This is a genomic window from Globicatella sp. PHS-GS-PNBC-21-1553 (assembly GCF_033564055.1).
GTDB lineage: Bacteria > Bacillota > Bacilli > Lactobacillales > Aerococcaceae > Globicatella > Globicatella sulfidifaciens.
The window spans coordinates 1,367,423-1,385,305 of record NZ_CP085470.1; the positions used below are offsets into that span (position 1 = coordinate 1,367,423).

At 36.4% G+C, this 17,883-nt stretch carries 18 protein-coding genes and 3 pseudogenes; 18 read left to right on the forward strand and 3 right to left on the reverse strand.

Translation table 11 applies throughout. The features are described from left to right. Positions 1–227: 227 nt before the first annotated feature. A pseudogene (istB, locus tag LB888_RS06480) lies at positions 228–1,025 on the reverse strand (IS21-like element helper ATPase IstB). A 116-nt stretch (positions 1,026–1,141) separates the two neighbouring features. On the opposite strand from istB, the gene LB888_RS06485 reads away from it, so the two are divergent. The 17 genes and pseudogenes from LB888_RS06485 (at position 1,142) to LB888_RS12180 (ending at position 15,905) form a co-directional block, all read left to right on the forward strand. Continuing rightward, entirely contained in the window at positions 1,142–1,345 is a 204-nt protein-coding gene (locus tag LB888_RS06485; protein WP_318752301.1) for a helix-turn-helix transcriptional regulator, read from the forward strand. A gap of 34 nt (positions 1,346–1,379) precedes the next feature. After that, the gene (gene hsdR / locus LB888_RS06490) at positions 1,380–3,755 is read left to right on the forward strand and encodes an EcoAI/FtnUII family type I restriction enzme subunit R (protein WP_318752302.1); all 2,376 of its coding nucleotides are present in this window, start codon (positions 1,380–1,382) and stop codon (positions 3,753–3,755) included. A 24-nt stretch (positions 3,756–3,779) separates the two neighbouring features. After that, the gene (locus LB888_RS06495; protein WP_318752303.1) at positions 3,780–5,255 is read left to right on the forward strand and encodes a class I SAM-dependent DNA methyltransferase; all 1,476 of its coding nucleotides are present in this window, start codon (positions 3,780–3,782) and stop codon (positions 5,253–5,255) included. Beyond that, a complete protein-coding gene (locus tag LB888_RS06500; protein WP_318752304.1) occupies positions 5,252–5,905 on the forward strand; it encodes a restriction endonuclease subunit S in 654 nt (217 codons plus the stop codon). Before LB888_RS06495 ends, LB888_RS06500 begins: the two co-directional genes overlap by 4 nt. 38 nt (positions 5,906–5,943) lie before the next feature. After that, positions 5,944–6,729 (forward strand): restriction endonuclease subunit S, encoded by a 786-nt coding sequence (locus LB888_RS06505; RefSeq protein WP_318752305.1) that lies wholly within the window; start codon positions 5,944–5,946, stop codon positions 6,727–6,729. Positions 6,730–7,052: 323 nt separating this feature from the next. Then, positions 7,053–7,355: a hypothetical protein gene (locus LB888_RS06510; protein WP_318752306.1), complete on the forward strand. Its 303-nt coding sequence runs from the start codon at positions 7,053–7,055 to the stop codon at positions 7,353–7,355. A gap of 249 nt (positions 7,356–7,604) precedes the next feature. Then, positions 7,605–7,796, forward strand: a complete 192-nt coding sequence (locus LB888_RS06515) for a helix-turn-helix domain-containing protein (RefSeq protein WP_318752307.1) — start codon at positions 7,605–7,607, stop codon at positions 7,794–7,796. 116 nt (positions 7,797–7,912) lie between these two features. Next, complete coding sequence (gene istA / locus LB888_RS06520) at positions 7,913–8,830, forward strand: IS21 family transposase (protein WP_318752308.1); 918 nt, start codon at positions 7,913–7,915, stop codon at positions 8,828–8,830. Next, positions 8,823–9,296 carry an ATP-binding protein gene (locus tag LB888_RS06525; RefSeq protein ID WP_318752309.1) on the forward strand — a complete coding sequence of 158 codons (474 nt, stop codon included), beginning with the start codon at positions 8,823–8,825 and terminating at the stop codon, positions 9,294–9,296. The genes istA and LB888_RS06525 overlap by 8 nt, the downstream gene beginning before the upstream one ends. Before the next feature lie 16 nt (positions 9,297–9,312). After that, on the forward strand, positions 9,313–9,594 hold the full coding sequence (locus LB888_RS06530; RefSeq protein ID WP_318753961.1) for an ATP-binding protein: 282 nt from the start codon (positions 9,313–9,315) through the stop codon (positions 9,592–9,594). 281 nt (positions 9,595–9,875) lie between these two features. Beyond that, a pseudogene (locus LB888_RS06535) lies at positions 9,876–10,339 on the forward strand (helix-turn-helix domain-containing protein). 50 nt (positions 10,340–10,389) lie between these two features. Continuing rightward, positions 10,390–11,020, forward strand: a pseudogene (locus LB888_RS06540) (zeta toxin family protein). A 61-nt stretch (positions 11,021–11,081) separates the two neighbouring features. Next, entirely contained in the window at positions 11,082–12,338 is a 1,257-nt protein-coding gene (locus LB888_RS06545) for an ABC-three component system protein (protein WP_318752310.1), read from the forward strand. Then, the gene (locus tag LB888_RS06550) at positions 12,331–13,017 is read left to right on the forward strand and encodes an ABC-three component system middle component 1 (protein ID WP_318752311.1); all 687 of its coding nucleotides are present in this window, start codon (positions 12,331–12,333) and stop codon (positions 13,015–13,017) included. The genes LB888_RS06545 and LB888_RS06550 overlap by 8 nt, the downstream gene beginning before the upstream one ends. A 4-nt stretch (positions 13,018–13,021) precedes the next feature. Then, on the forward strand, positions 13,022–14,377 hold the full coding sequence (locus LB888_RS06555; protein WP_318752312.1) for an ATP-binding protein: 1,356 nt from the start codon (positions 13,022–13,024) through the stop codon (positions 14,375–14,377). Positions 14,378–14,655: 278 nt separating this feature from the next. After that, a complete protein-coding gene (locus LB888_RS06560; protein ID WP_318752313.1) occupies positions 14,656–15,657 on the forward strand; it encodes a hypothetical protein in 1,002 nt (333 codons plus the stop codon). A gap of 152 nt (positions 15,658–15,809) precedes the next feature. Beyond that, positions 15,810–15,905 carry a hypothetical protein gene (locus LB888_RS12180; protein WP_412928327.1) on the forward strand — a complete coding sequence of 32 codons (96 nt, stop codon included), beginning with the start codon at positions 15,810–15,812 and terminating at the stop codon, positions 15,903–15,905. Between the two features lie 49 nt (positions 15,906–15,954). Here LB888_RS12180 and LB888_RS06565 read toward each other — a convergent pair whose 3' ends face one another. Together LB888_RS06565 and LB888_RS06570 are read right to left on the reverse strand one after the other, a co-directional pair. After that, a complete protein-coding gene (locus LB888_RS06565) occupies positions 15,955–16,773 on the reverse strand; it encodes a reverse transcriptase domain-containing protein (protein ID WP_318752314.1) in 819 nt (272 codons plus the stop codon). A gap of 35 nt (positions 16,774–16,808) precedes the next feature. Then, positions 16,809–17,315 carry a hypothetical protein gene (locus LB888_RS06570; RefSeq protein WP_318752315.1) on the reverse strand — a complete coding sequence of 169 codons (507 nt, stop codon included), beginning with the start codon at positions 17,313–17,315 and terminating at the stop codon, positions 16,809–16,811. Between the two features lie 240 nt (positions 17,316–17,555). On the opposite strand from LB888_RS06570, the gene tnpB reads away from it, so the two are divergent. Continuing rightward, positions 17,556–17,834: an IS66 family insertion sequence element accessory protein TnpB gene (gene tnpB / locus LB888_RS06575; RefSeq protein WP_318752316.1), complete on the forward strand. Its 279-nt coding sequence runs from the start codon at positions 17,556–17,558 to the stop codon at positions 17,832–17,834. Positions 17,835–17,883: the final 49 nt, after the last annotated feature.

Genomic DNA, 17,883 nt, shown 5'->3' on the forward strand with positions numbered 1-17,883 from the left:
CGAGCTAAATAAAATTAGATATTGAGGATATAAGACGATAGAAAATAAAACATCTATCGTCTTTTCTTGTGTAAAAAATTAAAAAGAGAGGAGGTGTGAGAAGTGGAATTTGATTATTTTTATAATCGGGACGGAGACCGTTTCAGCTACTATATGTTGCCGAAAATCATAGTAATGTATTTCGCAAGTTAAAAGTGAGCCACTGTCATCTTTGAATTATCTTTTATCTATTGTTCTGTTTCTTTCATTCTGTAAGAAGGACCGACCATATTTACAACATGTGATTTATGAGTCAAACGGTCGGTTAATGCAGCTGTTAGGACTGGATCATGAAATATTTCCTGCCTTTTTAAAAACGACAAATTACTCGTGATAATGGTAGATTTTCTTCCCGCTCGCAAAGATAGATGTGAAAATAATAATTCCGCCTATTCTTTGTCGAAAGAGATATACCCAAGTTCATCAATAATGACGAGATCGTAGTTTTTAAATTTTAATCCGAATGACCGTAAGGTTCTTTCTGATCGATGTTCTTTCAACTGATTGATGAGGGAAGGGACTGTCGCAAAAAAGACGCGATAGCCCGCTAAACAAGCTTCCATCCCTAATCCTATCGCTATATGTGATTTTCCAGTACCTGGCGATCCAGTTAAAATCACATTTTGTCCCTCTTTAATAAAATCTAACGATTTAAGATGAGGTAACTTTTGCTGTGCTTGTTCTGGTAAAGCCTCTATGACTAACTCTTCTAACAATTTCTTTTGTGGAAAGTTAGCGATACGTATTCGATTTTGTTTTGACCGAATAAAGCGGTCATCCTTTTCCTGTTCTAAGACTTGAAGAAGAACCGTAAAGGCGTCGGTTGGATTACGAAATGTTCCTTCTTCTTGTACCATTTTCCGAATACTGGGTAATCGTAATTCCCTACATAACTCAATTTGATAGATAATCTGATATAGGACGCTTACTGAGTTGATAGGGGTAATGACGAAAACGTGGTAAGTTAATAAAATAGTTTTCCTTATCCTAAATGGTGTTTATACATAGACCTTTCAATAATGTAAGGTTTTCTTTCTATTTCGTTTAGTAATGTGTTATACTATTCTTAACTATATTTTACATCCTTGGAGGTGTGCGATTCATGGTGATTAGCTATGATAACCTATGGAAACTATTGATCGACAAGAAGATGAACAAAACTGATTTGAAGGATAAAGCCGGCATTACCTATAATATCATCGCCCGCCTCGGTAAAGGAGAATCGGTGAGCATGGAGAGCCTGTACAAAATCTGTAAATGCCTCCAATGTAATATCGGTGACATCATGGAGTTTAAATTCGATTGACATTGTTTAAATAAAATGAAGGGGGCGAACGTTCATGGGGAAAAGCCATTTGTCTGAAGAAGATATCAAATTAAGGTATATCACACCTGCTATACAGAATGCGGGATGGGATAACAAGCAAATACGGATGGAGTACGCTTTTACAGCAGGGCGTATTATTTTGCGTGGAAATATTACGGCAAGAGGCAGAAAGAAAAGTGCTGACTACCTCCTGTCCTATAAAAACAACTTCCCACTAGCCATTGTGGAAGCAAAAGACAATACACAGCCTGTAGGTGCTGGTCTTCAGCAAGCCATTGATTATGCCAAGGCGCTGGATGTTCCTTATGTCTATGCTTCAAATGGAGATGGCTTTGTGGAACAGAACCTCATTACAGGTGAAGTGAAGGAATTGAAATTAGAAGAGTTCCCATCACCAGAAGCACTGTACCAAAGATACAGAATTGATAAGGGGTTTGACGAGGCTGAGGAAAAAGTCATGCTAGAGCCTTATTATTACATACCCAATTATAAAACCCCTCGCTACTATCAGCGTGTGGCAATCAATAGAACCGTTGATGCGGTTGCCAAGGGGCGAAATCGAGTCCTTGTGGTCAGCGCCACAGGTACCGGTAAAACCTTTATGACCTTTCAGATTATCTATCGTTTATGGAAGTCTGGCTTGAAGAAGAAGATTCTCTTTTTGGCAGACCGTAATGTCCTTGTAGATCAAACCATTACCGGTGATTTTAAACCCTTTAGTGGAAAGATGACCAAGGTGCAAAATAGAAATCTTGATAGCTCCTATGAAATTTATATGGCTTTGTATCAACAACTTGCCGGCGATGATGGCGAAGAAGCCTTTCGTCAGTTTCAACCGAACTTCTTTGACCTTATTGTCATCGATGAGTGCCATAGAGGAAGTGCCAAAGAAGAATCAGCATGGAGAAAGATTTTAGATTATTTTTCTGAAGCTACCCATGTGGGATGTACCGCTACTCCGATTGAAACCAAGGAAGCTTCCAGCTTCAGCTATTTTGGAGAGCCAATATATGAGTATTCCTTAAAGCAGGGGATCGATGATGGTTTCCTTGCGCCTTATAAAGTGATTCGTATTGGTTTGGATAAAGACCTTGAGGGCTATCGCCCAGAAGCGGGTAAAGTGGATAAATACGGCTATGAAATTGAGGATCGGGAATATAATGCCAAGGACTACGACAGAAACCTGGTTATTGATGATAGAACAAGAGTGGTAGCATCCAAAATCACAGAGTTCTTAAAAAAGACCGATCGGTTCAGCAAGACTATTGTCTTTTGTGTGGACATAGAACACGCAGAACGAATGCGTCAAGCTTTGATTAATGAGAACAAAGATCTCTATGCTGAAAATGACCGCTACATCATGCGCATTACCGGTGATAACGATATAGGCAAAGCACAGCTTGAGAACTTCATTGATGAAGAAAGTACCTATCCGGTTATTGCAGTGACAAGTAAACTCATGACCACAGGTGTGGATGCCAAGATGTGTAAACTCATTGTGCTGGAGAATAACATCAACAGCATGACCGAATTCAAGCAGATCATCGGTCGAGGAACACGCCTTCTTGAAGATTATGGCAAGACCTACTTCACCATCATGGACTTTAGAAACGCCAGCAGACTCTTTGCTGATCCTGCCTTTGATGGCAAGCCAGAAGTGGTTATTGACCTTGGTGGAGATGATCCAGTGGATGAACCAGATACACCAACAGATGAAGGTGAAGAAGGTACTGGAGAAGATACAGGTACTGATGGTGTTAAAGAAGACGATGGTGAATATGGAACAGGTGACACACCGCCTTTTGATGATGAAGGTGAAGATAAGCCTAGAAAGTATTACGTAGGTGATGTCACTGTTAGTGTTCTTTCTGAAAGAGTTCAGTACGTGGATAAAGACGGAAAGCTCATTACTGAAAGCCTTATTGACTACACCAAGAAGAATATTCTTCAGCAGTATTCAAGGCTGGATGAGTTCCTGCGTACCTGGACAGAAGCCGAGAAGAAACAAGCCATCATTGATGAGCTGCAGGACGATGGAGTGCTACTTGAAGCAGTTCGTGAAGAATTGGGCAAAACGGAGCTGGATGACTTTGACCTCATCTGTCACATAGCCTATGATAAAGCGCCACTGACCAAGAAGGAACGGGCAGAGAATGTGAAGAAAAGACATTATCTATATAAATACTCAGATGTAGCCAAAGAGGTTATTGAAGCCCTACTTGATAAGTATGCCAATGATGGCATCAAGGAGATTGAAGATGCGAAAGTACTTCAGCTGAAGGAGTTCCAGAAGATTGGCAGCCCTATGAAAATAGTCAAAGCCTTTGGGGGTAAGGAAGCTTATCTAAAGGCAGTGCAGGAACTGAAAAAAGAAATTTATTATGCATAGATCTAGAGAAGGCAGGTAGATAAAATGGCGATTAGTAACTTTGTGAAACGAATCCAAGATGTGATGCGAAATGACTCGGGTGTCAATGGTGACGCGCAGAGAATTGAACAGATCGTGTGGATTCTGTTTCTGAAAATATATGATGCGAAAGAAGAAACATGGGAACTGTTAAATGACAATTACACTTCCATCATCCCAGAAGGTCTTAAGTGGAGAGATTGGGCAGTAGATAGAAAAGATGGAGAGGCACTTACAGGGGATGCCCTTCTTGACTTTGTCAACAATACACTGTTCCCAACGCTTAAGGATTTAGAAATTGACGAAACCACACCTATGAATCAAGTTATTGTCCGTTATGCCTTTGAGGATGCCAACAACTATCAGAAAGATGGAGTGCTTCTCAGACAAGTGGTTAATATCATTGACGAGATTGACTTTACCGAATACAAGGAGCGCCATGAGTTTGGTGTTATCTATGAGTCGTTCTTAAAAGATCTTCAAAGTGCTGGTAATGCAGGTGAGTTTTATACACCAAGAGCAGTAACTGATTTTATGGTTAAAGTAGTAAAACCTGTCCTGGGTGATAAAATTGCAGATTTTGCCTGTGGTACAGGTGGTTTCTTGACTTCTGCATTAAATGAACTGGATAAGCAGGTGGGCAATTCCCTGGAAAATAGAGAAATCTACAACAAGTCTGTATATGGCATTGAGAAGAAGTCTCTTCCCCATATGCTTTGTGTCACCAATATGCTGATCCATGATATCGATGATCCAAACATCCTACATGGTAATGCACTAGAGACAGACTACAAGGAATTAAGGAAAATGGAACCTTTTGATGTGGTTCTTATGAACCCACCTTATGGCGGAAGTGAGAAGGACAGCGTGAAAGTCAACTTCCCAACGGAACTGAGAAGCTCAGAAACTGCTGACCTGTTTATGAATGTGATTATGTACAGATTAAAGAAAAATGGTCGTGCAGCAGTGATTCTGCCAGATGGTTTTCTGTTTGGTACAGATAATGGAAAGTATAATATCAAGAAAAAGCTGTTCGGCGAATTCAATGTCCACACAGTGATTAGAATGCCCCACAGCGTCTTTGCCCCTTATACATCCATAAGAACGAATATCCTGTTCTTTGATAATACAGAACCGACCAAGGAAACCTGGTTCTATCGTGTGGATATGCCTGAAGGGTATAAGAACTTTTCAAAGACAAGACCGATGAAGTTGGAACATTTCAATGATGCCCTTAACTGGTGGGAGAACCGGGAAGAAATCGAAGCAGATGGATTCCCAAAAGCGAAGAGATATACCATCGATGAAATCATAGAAAGAAGCTACAACATTGATCTGTGTGGATTCCCTCATGAGGAAGAAGTGATTCTTGAACCCATGGATTTGATTCAAGAATACCAGGAGAAGCGAGCATCACTAAATGCAGAAATTGATCATGTATTAGAACAGATTACTTCTATGCTTGGAGGTAAGGCTGAATGACAGGACAGGACTTGAAAAATAGCATTCTTCAACTCGCCATACAAGGAAAACTGGTGGAACAGCGGGAAGAAGAAGGTACTGCAAAGGAACTATTGGAAAAAATTGAAGCTGAGAAGAAACAGCTGATTAAAGAAGGTAAGATTAAAAAGCAGAAAGCACTACCGGATATCAAAGAAGACGAGATTCCGTTTGATATTCCTAAGAGTTGGGAGTGGGTACGATTCGGTGAAATGGTTAACTTCAATATGGGGAAAACTCCGCCTAGAAGCGAACCGAAATACTGGAAGGATGATTATAATTGGGTATCTATAGCTGATATGATATCTGATGGATACATTCTTGAGACAAAAGAGAAAATAAGTGAGATTGCTTTAAACGAAAAGTTTAAGATGTCTTTGGTTCCCAAGGGAACGCTACTAATGAGTTTTAAATTAACAGTTGGAAGAGTAAGTATTTTAGATATTGATGCCGTACACAATGAAGCAATAATATCAATATATCCATATGCAGATTTAGAGGAATCAATTCGAAATTATCTATTCACTATGTTACCATTGCTTTCTACTTATGGAGAAACAAAAGGTGCAATAAAAGGAAAGACTCTAAATAGTACTAGTTTAAATAATCTGTTGATTCCCCTCCCCCACTAGAAGAACAAAAGCGCATCGTAGCAAAGATCGAAGAACTGATGCCTTATGTAGATAAATACGATGTAGCCTATTCTGAAGTGGAAAAGCTGAATAAAAAGTTCCCGGAAGATATGCAAAAGTCTATTTTACAATATGCCATCCAAGGCAAGCTGGTAGAGCAGCGAGAAGAAGATGGAACGGCAGAAGACCTTTATAAGCAGATTCAAGTAGAAAAGAAAAAGCTCATTAAGGAAGGCAAGATTAAAAAGACCAAGACACTTCCCGAGATCACTGAAGATGAGATCCCATTTGATATTCCGGAGAATTGGAAGTGGGTTAGGTTGGGAAATATAGTTTCTGTTTTGGGTGATGGAATTCATGGGACACCAGTATATGATGATAGAGGAAGTTATTACTTTATTAATGGAAACAACTTAAATAATGGAGTAATTGAGATAAAAGACAATACTAAAAAAGTTGACGAAGAACAATTTTTAAAGCATAAAAGAGAATTGAATGACAACACTGTGCTTGTGTCAATTAATGGAACAATTGGTAATGTAGCTTTCTATGCTGGTGAAAAAGTAATCCTCGGTAAAAGTGCTTGTTATTTTAACCTTATCAATGAAGATTTTAAGTACTATTTATATTGGGTTATTAAGACAAAATACTTTTTAGATTATGCAATTAAGAAAGCAACTGGAACAACAATAAAGAATGTTTCATTAGCAACGATGAAAGAGCTTGTTGTACCTCTCCCTCCACTCGCAGAACAAAAACGTATTGTGGAGAAGATAGAAGAAATGTTACCATACATAAAACAACTGGTAAAGAATGTAGACTAACCCCCCAGGGGTAGTCTAATCTCTACAAGATCTCAAAATGGTGAACGCGCCAGGGTCTTGCGTGAAAAATCGCATAATTCGATAGGGGGATACCCCCGATAGCATCAAATAAGTGCCACATAGCCTTGTAAGCCTTGATATTAAAGAGTTTACGGGTTGTGTGGCTATTTTGTTTCGTTTCATAGTATCCGATTTTGCTGAATTTTGGGCGCTTAAAACGTTGATTTAAGCCCATTTTTCGGCCCTAAAATGTACGATTTTTCTTGCTATTACAGCCCAGTTGAGTGATATATGTAGTAACAAAACTACAGGAGATGCTTTAAATGAAGGCATTATTTGGTCGAAAGTTTTATAACGTTAAGGAGCTGCGAGAAGCAACGAAAGCTGCAAAAAGAAAAGGTGTTGTAGGTTCAGACTATACCGTTATCCGGGAAGTGAATCTCACAGATGAGCAGTTCAAGAAATTCACCAGTGACTTTTTAGAGGATCAGACATGGATTGAAAAAGCCGATGGCGGTCACAACGAAAAGGGCGAAATTCGATGCATCAGAGTCATTAATCTTGAAACTGGTGAAAAGATATTGACCAATCAGGAAGGCTACGAATTTCCCCGGTACACTCAATAGAAAAATGACTTGTCGGGTCTTATAACTCGCTATTTTCATATAGAAATGACTTGCTATTATGTGGTTTTAGAGTGATATATAGTGTAACCAAATAAGGAAAGGATGATGAACATGGAATTTAAAATCACATACGAAATCTGTATATATTAACTTAAAAGTGAGCCACTATATTAATTGAAAACTGAGCCACTTTTGATAGAAAATAACCCTAGTGAATAATAAATAGGTGGAATATCAGGAGGGATTGAATTGAAAGAAAAACAAATGATTATAAAGCTCTACCTTGATGGGCTAAGCAAAAGAAAAATTGCTTTAGTCACGAAGAAATCTAGGAATACGGTTGATAAATATATCAAGGAATATGAAAGAAGCAAGTATGAAGGTGTGCGTAATCTTCCTATCGCTGAGGATATCGCAAAACTACCAACTTATAAAAAATGAGTCGGTAGACGAAGAGTATTATCACAATCAATTGAAGGGATGTTACGTGATTTTATTAAAGAAAATGAGTGGAAAAATGGTCACGGCATGGCTAAACAACAAATGGAGATTGAGACATGCATGAGAAACTGCTCGAGTGTGGCCATTCTATTAGTTATACAACCGTTAGAAACTTCATTAACGATGAGGTGGCAAAAACAAAAGAAGTATTTATCCGACGCCATGCGGAACCAGGATATGAGGTTGAATTTGATTGGGAAGAGATAAAATTATTTATCGATGACAAGCTAAAAACATTTTCTTTGGCTGTATTTACTTTGGGGCACAGTAATTACCGTTTCGCTAGAATTTATCAATCAGAATCCCAAATTTCTGTGTTAGACGTTCACACAAAATTTATTAGTCACATCGGCTTTATCCCTTCGGTCTTGACTTACGATAATATGAGAACGGTTGTTAAAAGCTTTATTGGAACAGAGAAAACCATTACAGACAGCATGATTTATTTATCTAATGACTATCAATTTAAAATTCGTTTATGTGAACCACGAAAAGGGAATGAAAAGGGACATGAGGAACGTAGTGTTGAGTTTATACGTCGTAAGGCGTTTGCCTCAACTTATCGCTTTTCCAGTTTAGAAGAGGCTGAAACTCATCTCAACAATGAATTAGAGAAACTCAATCAACGCTTGCATCACGAACACAAGGCTTCTCACCTGAAATTGATGCAGACAGAAAAAGAAAGGATTGGTCCTACCATGATCGCTCCTTTCGATGTTTCTGAAATATTGGAATGTCGAGTAGATAAATACAGTACGGTTGTCATTAAGCAGAATCATTACTCTGTACCAGAAGGTCATATTGGAAAATATATCATCGTAAAACTAAGTGCCGATCAGGTTAAGCTGTTTATTGACGGAGAAATAATCGCAACACATAAACGTAATTGGGGTGTCCATCAGTGGGAAAGCAATTTGAAAGCTTATGCGAGTCTGTTTCATCAAGCAGATAAGGAGGTCATTCACTGTGGATAAGAAAGAACGATTAATTGAGTTATGTAGAGAATTACGATTACCCAGTATTCGGAAAATGGAACAAGAAGAAGGAACATTTCGTAATCCAACCGAAGCCTTTACGGTTCTTCTTCAAGTCTTAGAACAGGAAAAGGATGACCGCTTTATTCTGTCAAAACAAAATCGAATACGTATCGCTAACTTTCCACAAAAGAAATTGTTAGAAGAGTTAGTCATAGAGGCTTTACCAGAACAAGTACAGCAAAAGTTATCCCAGCTTAAATCGTTAGATTTTATTAAAGAGAGACAAAATGTGATTTTAACTGGATCGCCAGGTACTGGAAAATCACATATAGCAATAGGATTAGGGATGGAGGCTAGTTTAGCGGGCTATCGCGTCTTTTTTGCGACAGTCCCTTCCCACATCAATCAGTTGAAAGAACATCGATCAGAAAGAACCTTACGGTCATTCGAATTAAAAATTTGAAAACTACAATCTCGTCATTATTGATGAACTTGGGTATATCTCTTTCGACAAAGAAGGGGCGGAATTATTATTTTCACATCTATCTTTGCGAGCGGGAAGAAAATCTACCATTATCACGAGTAATTTGTCGTTTTTAAAATGGCAAGAAATATTTCATGATCCAGTCCTAACAGCTGTCTTAACCGACCGTTTGACTCATAAATCACATGTTGTAAATATGGTCGGTCCTTCTTACAGAATGAACGAAACAGAACAATGGATAAAAGATAATTCAAAGATGACAGTGGCTCAATTTTAAATTGCGAAATACAGGAGATAGAACCAATCCACAAGCCTATGAGTATTATATAGTAAAAAGAAAAAAGAACACTAATTACTATGTGTTCATTATACAAGGAGAAGACAATGAAATTTTTTCAAAAGAAAATACAGAATCAGAATCAATTTAAATGAGTGATTCATCGATTATCAGAGATGTCAGATAGTGAGCTAACTAAAGTAGAACATCTCCTAGATGTGGTTTTTTTATGGTATAATGAAAGCAATATGATGAGGTCTTTATCAATGATCTGAGACAATATCAAATCACCACGCCAGACACGCGATTTAACACAGCCAGAATTTGCGAAAATGGTTTGTATATCACGCAATAGCTTAAGTCGTTATGAAAATGGAACTAGTAAAGTTTCAACAGAACTCATAGATCGTATTTGTCAAAAATTTAATGTCTCTTATGTCGATATTGTAGGGGAGGATAAGATGCTAATACCTGTTGAAGATTATCAACTGACTTTAAAAGTAGAAGTGATAAAAGAACGTGGAGCACCCATTCTATCACAGCTTTATAAATACCAGGATAGCAGGCTATCGCTTTTTATGATGAAACCAATCTTTGGATTTTGATGAGTGATGATTTGGCTGAATTGATCCATACGAAAATTTACCTTGTTGATACATTCGATGAAATAGAGCGTTACAATGGCTATTTAGACGGTATCGAGTGGATGTTAGACATGGTGCATCATCGGGTGGTGGCTTTATGAGACTGGAAGAATTTAGTGAGGCTTAGTTTCATAAGGCCTTACAGCGAACTATTCCGGACCAACTGAAAGCCATTCTGCTTGGTGCACAAAACGGAGCAGGTAAGACGGCTGTTCATCGCATCAAGCAAAAAGAAATTCAAGGCAATATCATTATCATCGATGGTGACAGCTACCGTTCTCAACACCCAAATTACCTAGCCTTGCAAGAAAAATATGACAAAGACAGCGTAGACTATATCAAGGCGTTTGCAGGAAAGATGGTAGAACATCTGGTTGATGAACTCAGTACGCAAGGCTACCAATTTGTTAATTGAAGGGACTTTGCGTACCACTCAAGTTCCTCGTTAGACTGCTCAATTATTAGCTTCTGAAGGATATCAAATTTTCTTAGCTGTGATTGGTATCAAACCAGAATTGCCCTATCTCAGCACTCTGATTCGTTACAAAGAACTTTATGCCATAGATCCCAATCAGGCCAAATCAACCCCAAAAGAACACCATGATGGGATTGTTGAGAATTTGGTTGAAAACCTAAGGGAGTTAGAAAGTGATAAAATTTTTGACCGTATTCAGATTTACCAAAGAGATAGGAGTTGCATCTATGATTCTGAAACTGATGAAAGTTCCGCAGGAGAAGTGCTACAAGAGTGTCTCTTAGGAAAATGGAGTAAAGTTGAGTAAGAGACGATGAAGGTGGGGAATGAGCGGTTGAGGGAGATGAATTTAAAGGAGAGTACTGCGAGTGGCAGGTAAAAAAAATAATGCGACATCTAGTTGGAGTGGTTATAATCATCAAGGTCAAGTTGGTATTTTTCTTGCTTTGAAGGAACTGAAGGAGTTGCTTCAAAAAGATGAAAATTATTCTAATTTCTCTGTGCAATTTGAAAAAGAAGATGGTGAAGATGTAGATATTGTCCAGAACAACACGGTTATTTCAAGACATCAAGTTAAGGCGAAAACAACGTCAAAAAATCTAAATGCTTACAAGGATGTTTTAGAAGGATTTAATATTACTGGTGTGGCTGAAAATTCTAGATACCTACATACAATTTGTGAAGTAATTGGATTTGATTTACCAGAAGAGAAATTTAACGAATTACCATATAAACCTAAATATATTCTAAATGATTGTAAGGTCGAGTTGTATCAATATCCAGAGGGTAACAAGTATTGTGAATTGAGTAACGATAATGAATCTAAAATAGATAATTTTTGTAAGATGGAAATAAAAAGTGTTCTTTCAAAATATGCTCCTAGTCTTGAAGATGATGATGAACATATTAAGGAAACTTTATTTGAACTGAAAGATTTACTGTGTATCAAAATAAGGGAAGCACATGAAGCTGGAGGAAATTCAAATCCAGTAATTTTATTTTCAGAGATTTACGAAATTGTTACTTCTACTAAAAAACGAGAACAGCAGGCGATTCATAGGGCAAAATCTTTATTTGAGATTTATTGGAATAAAAATATTGACGGTAACGTTAACGAGAGTTTGTTTGTTGAAATTTTAAATTTGCCCCATGAAGAATTTGAAGCATTTATTATTGATTTACATCCTCAAAAAAGTATAGAGGCACTGAAAGAAATTCATTTGATTGATTCATTGCTTGATGAAGATATTTTTGAAGAAATATTTTATGAATTTTATAAGGAAATTAAACCGGAATTTTTTGATATTTCTGAGGTAAGATATAAATCAACGAAGTCAAGCTACCGTTTGAGCCTAATTAATAAGAAATGTAAAAATGGGGAAGTAGGAGAACTAGTTCAAAGTATTAGAAATAACAGGCAGTTTTTGAAAGCTAGTTTTGATGTAGATTATCTGATTAACGGGAGAATAAATTCCCCTCTTTTTAATCAGGGGTGTTTAGATAATGAATTGAGTTTATCGTATACTCAGCAACCTACTAAACGTGATAATCTATTTTCAAATTACCTTGAATTTATTGATATTGAAAAAACGGTAGAGAAATTAAAAGGAGAGCAATATGAATGATTTTTTACATACGATGCTGGAACCGGAGGGTTACGTTCTAAGTGAGAAATCCTCTTTGGAAATTTTCGAAAATGATTATGAGTTTTATATATTTGAACATTTTAAAATTGAAGAATTGAAAGATTTTTTTAAGAGTAATAAATTAGATTGTTTGATTTCGGAATTTCAAAAATTAGATGATGATAAAGTCAAAAAGAATACTTCCTTATTTGTTTTGATTAAAGTAGAAAATATTCAGGAAGTTTATAAAGAGTATTTGAATAAAATTATGACTATAGAAGAGGATGAGTACTATTTCAGAAAATATGTTATCTTCTATACTGAAGATGGACTCAGTAAAATTGAGCCCAATACCCAGTTTTTACTGGGGTATATTCAATCTGAGGATTCTGAAAACAATAGTTTATTTGACAAATTTGAAAATAATATGTTTTTTGATGATGCTTATTTTATCGCTATGCAATTAATTATCAAGTTACCATTTATTTCATTTCCTCATTCCAATGACCACTTTGAAACAGTTGAAGATAAAATAGAATCACGAATTAAAACTGAAGAATTAATTTTTCAGGAACGCCAAGTAAATGATATTTTAAATATGCTTAGTGGTGATAATATTGGTGAACAACTATACGATGATAATATACTAAATCGCTTAGGACAAATTTTGGAGGATTGAGCGTGTGAAAATCAAGAAAATTTTACTTTATAATTTCAAGAATTTTAGATATGAAACAATCATTGATTTTAGCAATAATATCACTTTTTTAGTTGGGCCAAATGGGTTTGGAAAGACAACTATTTTTGATGCAATAGAGTTAGGTCTGACTGGTAATATTTCTCGAATCAATACAGTAACAGGGGAGAATATTGCATATAATAAACCTTTCTTCCAAAATGATATTACTAAACCAGTAGTTATAAAATTATGGTTGGAGAAGACGGAGGCAGAAAAGTTAATTGTTGTTAGAAAATTAACGAATAGCATTCCTAGTGGCGGAAAGGTATTTGCCCCGAAGAAATCTACAAGTCAGTTTGAGTTGTTTCAGCAAGAAGAAATAACTGAGGATAAATTTAATAGTATAGAGAACATTAGTTTGTCTGCTATTCAACAGAGTTTTATTGATGAATTTTTAGGACTTGATGGGAAATATGAAATTGATAAAATTTTCAATCTATTTAACTACATCCAACAAGAAGAAACTACATTTTTCCTGAAGCAAACAGAACAGAAAAGAAGTGATAGTCTATCATTTTTAGTGAAAACTGATAAAGTGGAAGAAAAAACAAAGAATATTGATAAAGTTATCAGTGCGATTACTAAAAAACTTAATATCCTTACTAAAGAACAGAAAGACTTCACTCAGCAAGAACTGAATAATATTCCTTATCAAAGGTTGTTTAATCATCAGTACTTTCAATTTGATAAAGATAAGCCGTTTTCTGTAGATAACCTTAGTCAGTTAGATAATTTTAAAGATACCGTTCAAAAGATTATCGAATTTAAACAGAATTTTTCTATTTCTGAATATCAAAAGAAGTTGGAAAGAGATGGGCGAAGGCGAGAAATCAATGCTATTGATAATGCTTTACGCTTTGCTATTTTATCTCCACTTATTCAAAGACCTAATTATCAATGGCAATGGGAGAAGTATGTAGTAGAGAATTCGATATTATTTGAATATGTACTTTTAGAGAATTATCTTCAAACATTTGAGACTATTGATCATGATTTTTATAGACGAAGTCAATTAAAGAATTACTTGACGACTCTGTCTCTTGATATTACTCAGATGACAGTACAGTCTTTTGAGTATGTTGAAAACGATAGACTAGCAAACGATTTTAAGTTACTTAAATCTCAAATTGTACACTACCAGTCTCTAGAAGATAGTGTTAGTCAAATAGATAAAAATTTAAGTGATTTACGACAATTTAGGTATAATTTAGATGATAAGTTTAATGAATTGAGACATCAACATGTTGATGAAAAAAATGTCCATTTTGTAATTCTGAGTTTCAATCATTTGAGGATTTAACTGAATCTTATCTTGGTTATGAACATTATCTAATTAGTATTTCATCTCAAAATAGTCAACAATTACAAGAAGTTCAAACATCTATAAATTCGTTTGTTCATCAGCTTAAACAAAAAATTACAGATGAAATAGAGAGCCTTTCTTCGAATATAGATGAAAGTTTATTAGCTAGATTACAAGAACTACGTAAAGGGTACGTAGCTTATCATCAAAATATTGATGCATTTAAAACTTTTATTCAGTCGTACACTAATATATCACCTTATCCGTTAGGTAGATTGTCATTTGATTCGTATAATCAACAATACCAGTTTAATTTACGAGACTTTCAATCTAAGTTATTCGTTGATAAAGATATCTATAGTTTAGTAGATGGTAGTAATCCAGAAATAATAAGGAGTACTCTTGAAGAGTTGAGGAATGAATTTTCTGAATTGCTGTTTGAAACATATCAATTAGAACCCACTTCGAATTCTAAAATAAGTAAAATTATGCTTGATAGTCGAGTGTATGAATTAAAAAATCATATTTATTCAATGATTGATAATAAATATGCTGTTAAGGAGGATCTGATAGCGGACGCTCAAAATATCTTCTCTACATATTTTCAAAATCAGATTGATCTATTAGAAAATATTCGTATTCAAGAGTTAGAACAGAAAAAACTCTATCTAGATATACAGCATAAAATAGTTCAAAATCAGCAGTTCCAAAACTTGACTCATAAAATAAATACATTACAAAAAACTGTAGAACGTCTTGAAGAAGTTAATGCTATTTATAAGGAGGAAGTAAAAGTTTTCAAAATAGATATTGTTAGACAGTTGCGGATTCCATTCTTTATATACTCAGCTAAAATGTTACAAAATTATCAACAAGGCTTGGGGATTTTCTTGACCTATAAAAAAGCGAAGGAAAATACAGAGGAAAAGGCGATTATTAGATTTAAGTCTGATCCTAAGAATGATCATGATGCAATGAACCAATTAAGTACGGGCCAGTTGGCAGTTGTCTCGCTTGCTTTTACTCTTTCTTTAAACACGATATTTAAACTATCAGATAATTTAAATTTCTTGATGATAGATGATCCAATTCAGGATATGGATGCAATGAATGTATTATCCTTTATCGAGATTTTACGCCACGGCATTATTAATAGCTATCAAATTATTTTATCAACTTATAGCGACCACAATGCTTTATTCATAGGATATAAATTTGCTAATTCAAATTCTCAAGTTGATATTCAGTATAAAAATGTACGTGAATTACAAATATAATAATTTTGGTTCTATGTCAAGTAATGTTTATAAGTAAACGCCGAATAACCAGGTACGTATCACAGCCCAATCACCTCCTGTATGATTAAGTTAAAACTTATGGAGGTGATTGATTGATTATTAATCTCGATGCTGCTAAACGCTATTACATTATGACTGGTCGGACAGACTTACGCAAGGGAGTTGATTCTCTGGCTGCTCTCGTTCAAAATGATTATCAATTGAGTAGGAGACTAATCATTAGTTGATTAGTCGACCTCTCACACCACCGTACGTACGGTTCTCGTATACGGCGGTTCAATAATGTAAGTACACTTGCTCTACCAACTGGGTCATATTCAAAAGACCCCTTTGGTAGAGTTTTTCCGTTGGTATGGCTTGATGAACTTCCCAAGTACAGGACAATCGCCAATATTTCTTTCTTGAATAGGCGATACGTTTGGACTCATCGAGTGTTAGTCCTCTCTTCATGAGTTCTTTTATTTTCGTTCTTGGTCGTTTCCATCGTTTGAGTATTAGTTGTCTGATTCTGCGATGTAACCAGGATTCAATGGTTCGGATAGTGCCTTTAATATAGCCTCTTCCGTGGTATTGTATCCACCCTCTGGCTATTTGGTTGATTTCCTTTACCAACATTTGAAAGGTTTTCGGTGTTTTTCGACTCGTGACTTGTTTTAGTTTCGCTTTGAATTGCTTTACTGCTTCTTTAGTCGGTCGGTATCGACAGCCTCCATTCGCTTTCATTATCAGACAACTCAAGAACTTTAAACAGTAAGGACTGCCTACTTTGCTTTTTTCTGTATTCACAACCAATTTCAATTCTTTTGATAGAAATCGGCTGATACTCTGTAGAATTCGTTCGCCTGCTCGTTTACTTTTTGTAAAGATGACAAAATCATCGGCATAGCGTACGAATCGATGTCCTCTTTTCGTTAGTTCTTTATCTAACTCATGTAAGTAGATGTTACTGAGTAATGGCGATAGTACCCCTCCTTGTGGGGCGCCTTTTCCTGTCTTCTGGAAGTTTCCGTTTAATTCTATGACGCCAGCTTGCAAGAATCGGTTAATCAATCTTAATATTGATTTATCGTCAATGTGTTGTTTCAGAAGATACATCAGCTTGTCATGGTTAATCGTATCAAAGTACTGTTTTAAATCACTCTATCCCTTACAACTGGTATGCCTAATTTACGAACCCCTCCATTCGGTTTGGGTATTTCGACCCGTTTTACTGGCTGAGGACGGTAGGTGCCTTCGAATAGTTTCTTACACAAAGGAACATAATAGTTGAAGATATGACTTTCCACTTCTTCAACAGTCATCCCATCCACACCCGGGCTTCCGCCATTTCTTCTGACTCTATCACATGCGCGTCTCAGGTTATTTCTTTCTACCACCCTCGACATTATCGGATAGTGACGCCATTGGTCCAAAGCTTCTCCTAGTGATTGACTCTGCGCAGATGCATACTCTTTCGATTCCGTCTTATCCCTTTGCATCTTGCCAAGCTTTTGCTTGTTTTCTGCCTTCTTCATCTTCACTACCTCTCTTTCTTTCCAATGTTCATTATTGTTCGGTCCTTCAGTTGGTAGACAACCTACTATGACCTCTGCTGACTTCTCATGATTCGTTGTTACTAAGATATGCTTATCTCTCATGAGACCTCCCCAGGTAAGGTGCGTTAACCTCCCTCCCATGTCACCGCTTGATTTATCCAACCATAATCCGTGCAGTATTGGGCTTTACTTTGTAATGCAAGCTCACCCTTATGATTAGACCTCTTATCAAGTTTCTATTCGTCGGTGCAGGAGTTTGCCTTAGGCTTCCTTCAGATTCCGCCTCACGACGGACACCCTTGCCCTTAGCTAACAGTTCCTACTGCAAAGCCTGTAGCGGACTTGAACCGCCAAGTTAACGCCCATGCTGGGCGCACATTAAATCCCTTTGAAAAGAATCTCTTTCTTTTCAAAGGGTCCAGGCTTGACCGCTTTAAAGCTCTTTATTGGAACGGCCAAGGTTTCTGGTTACTGTATAAACGCTATGAATCTGGCCGAATTCATTGGCCTAGACAGAAGAAGTCACTGAAGGAAATTGACCGTCACCAACTCATTCAACTTATGGATGGCTTTTTGATCGAACCATCCGTTCAATCATTGGAAGGATCTTACACAGTGTGAAAAAACTTGATTAAATCGCTTACAAGATTTATAATCAAAGAAATTTGAA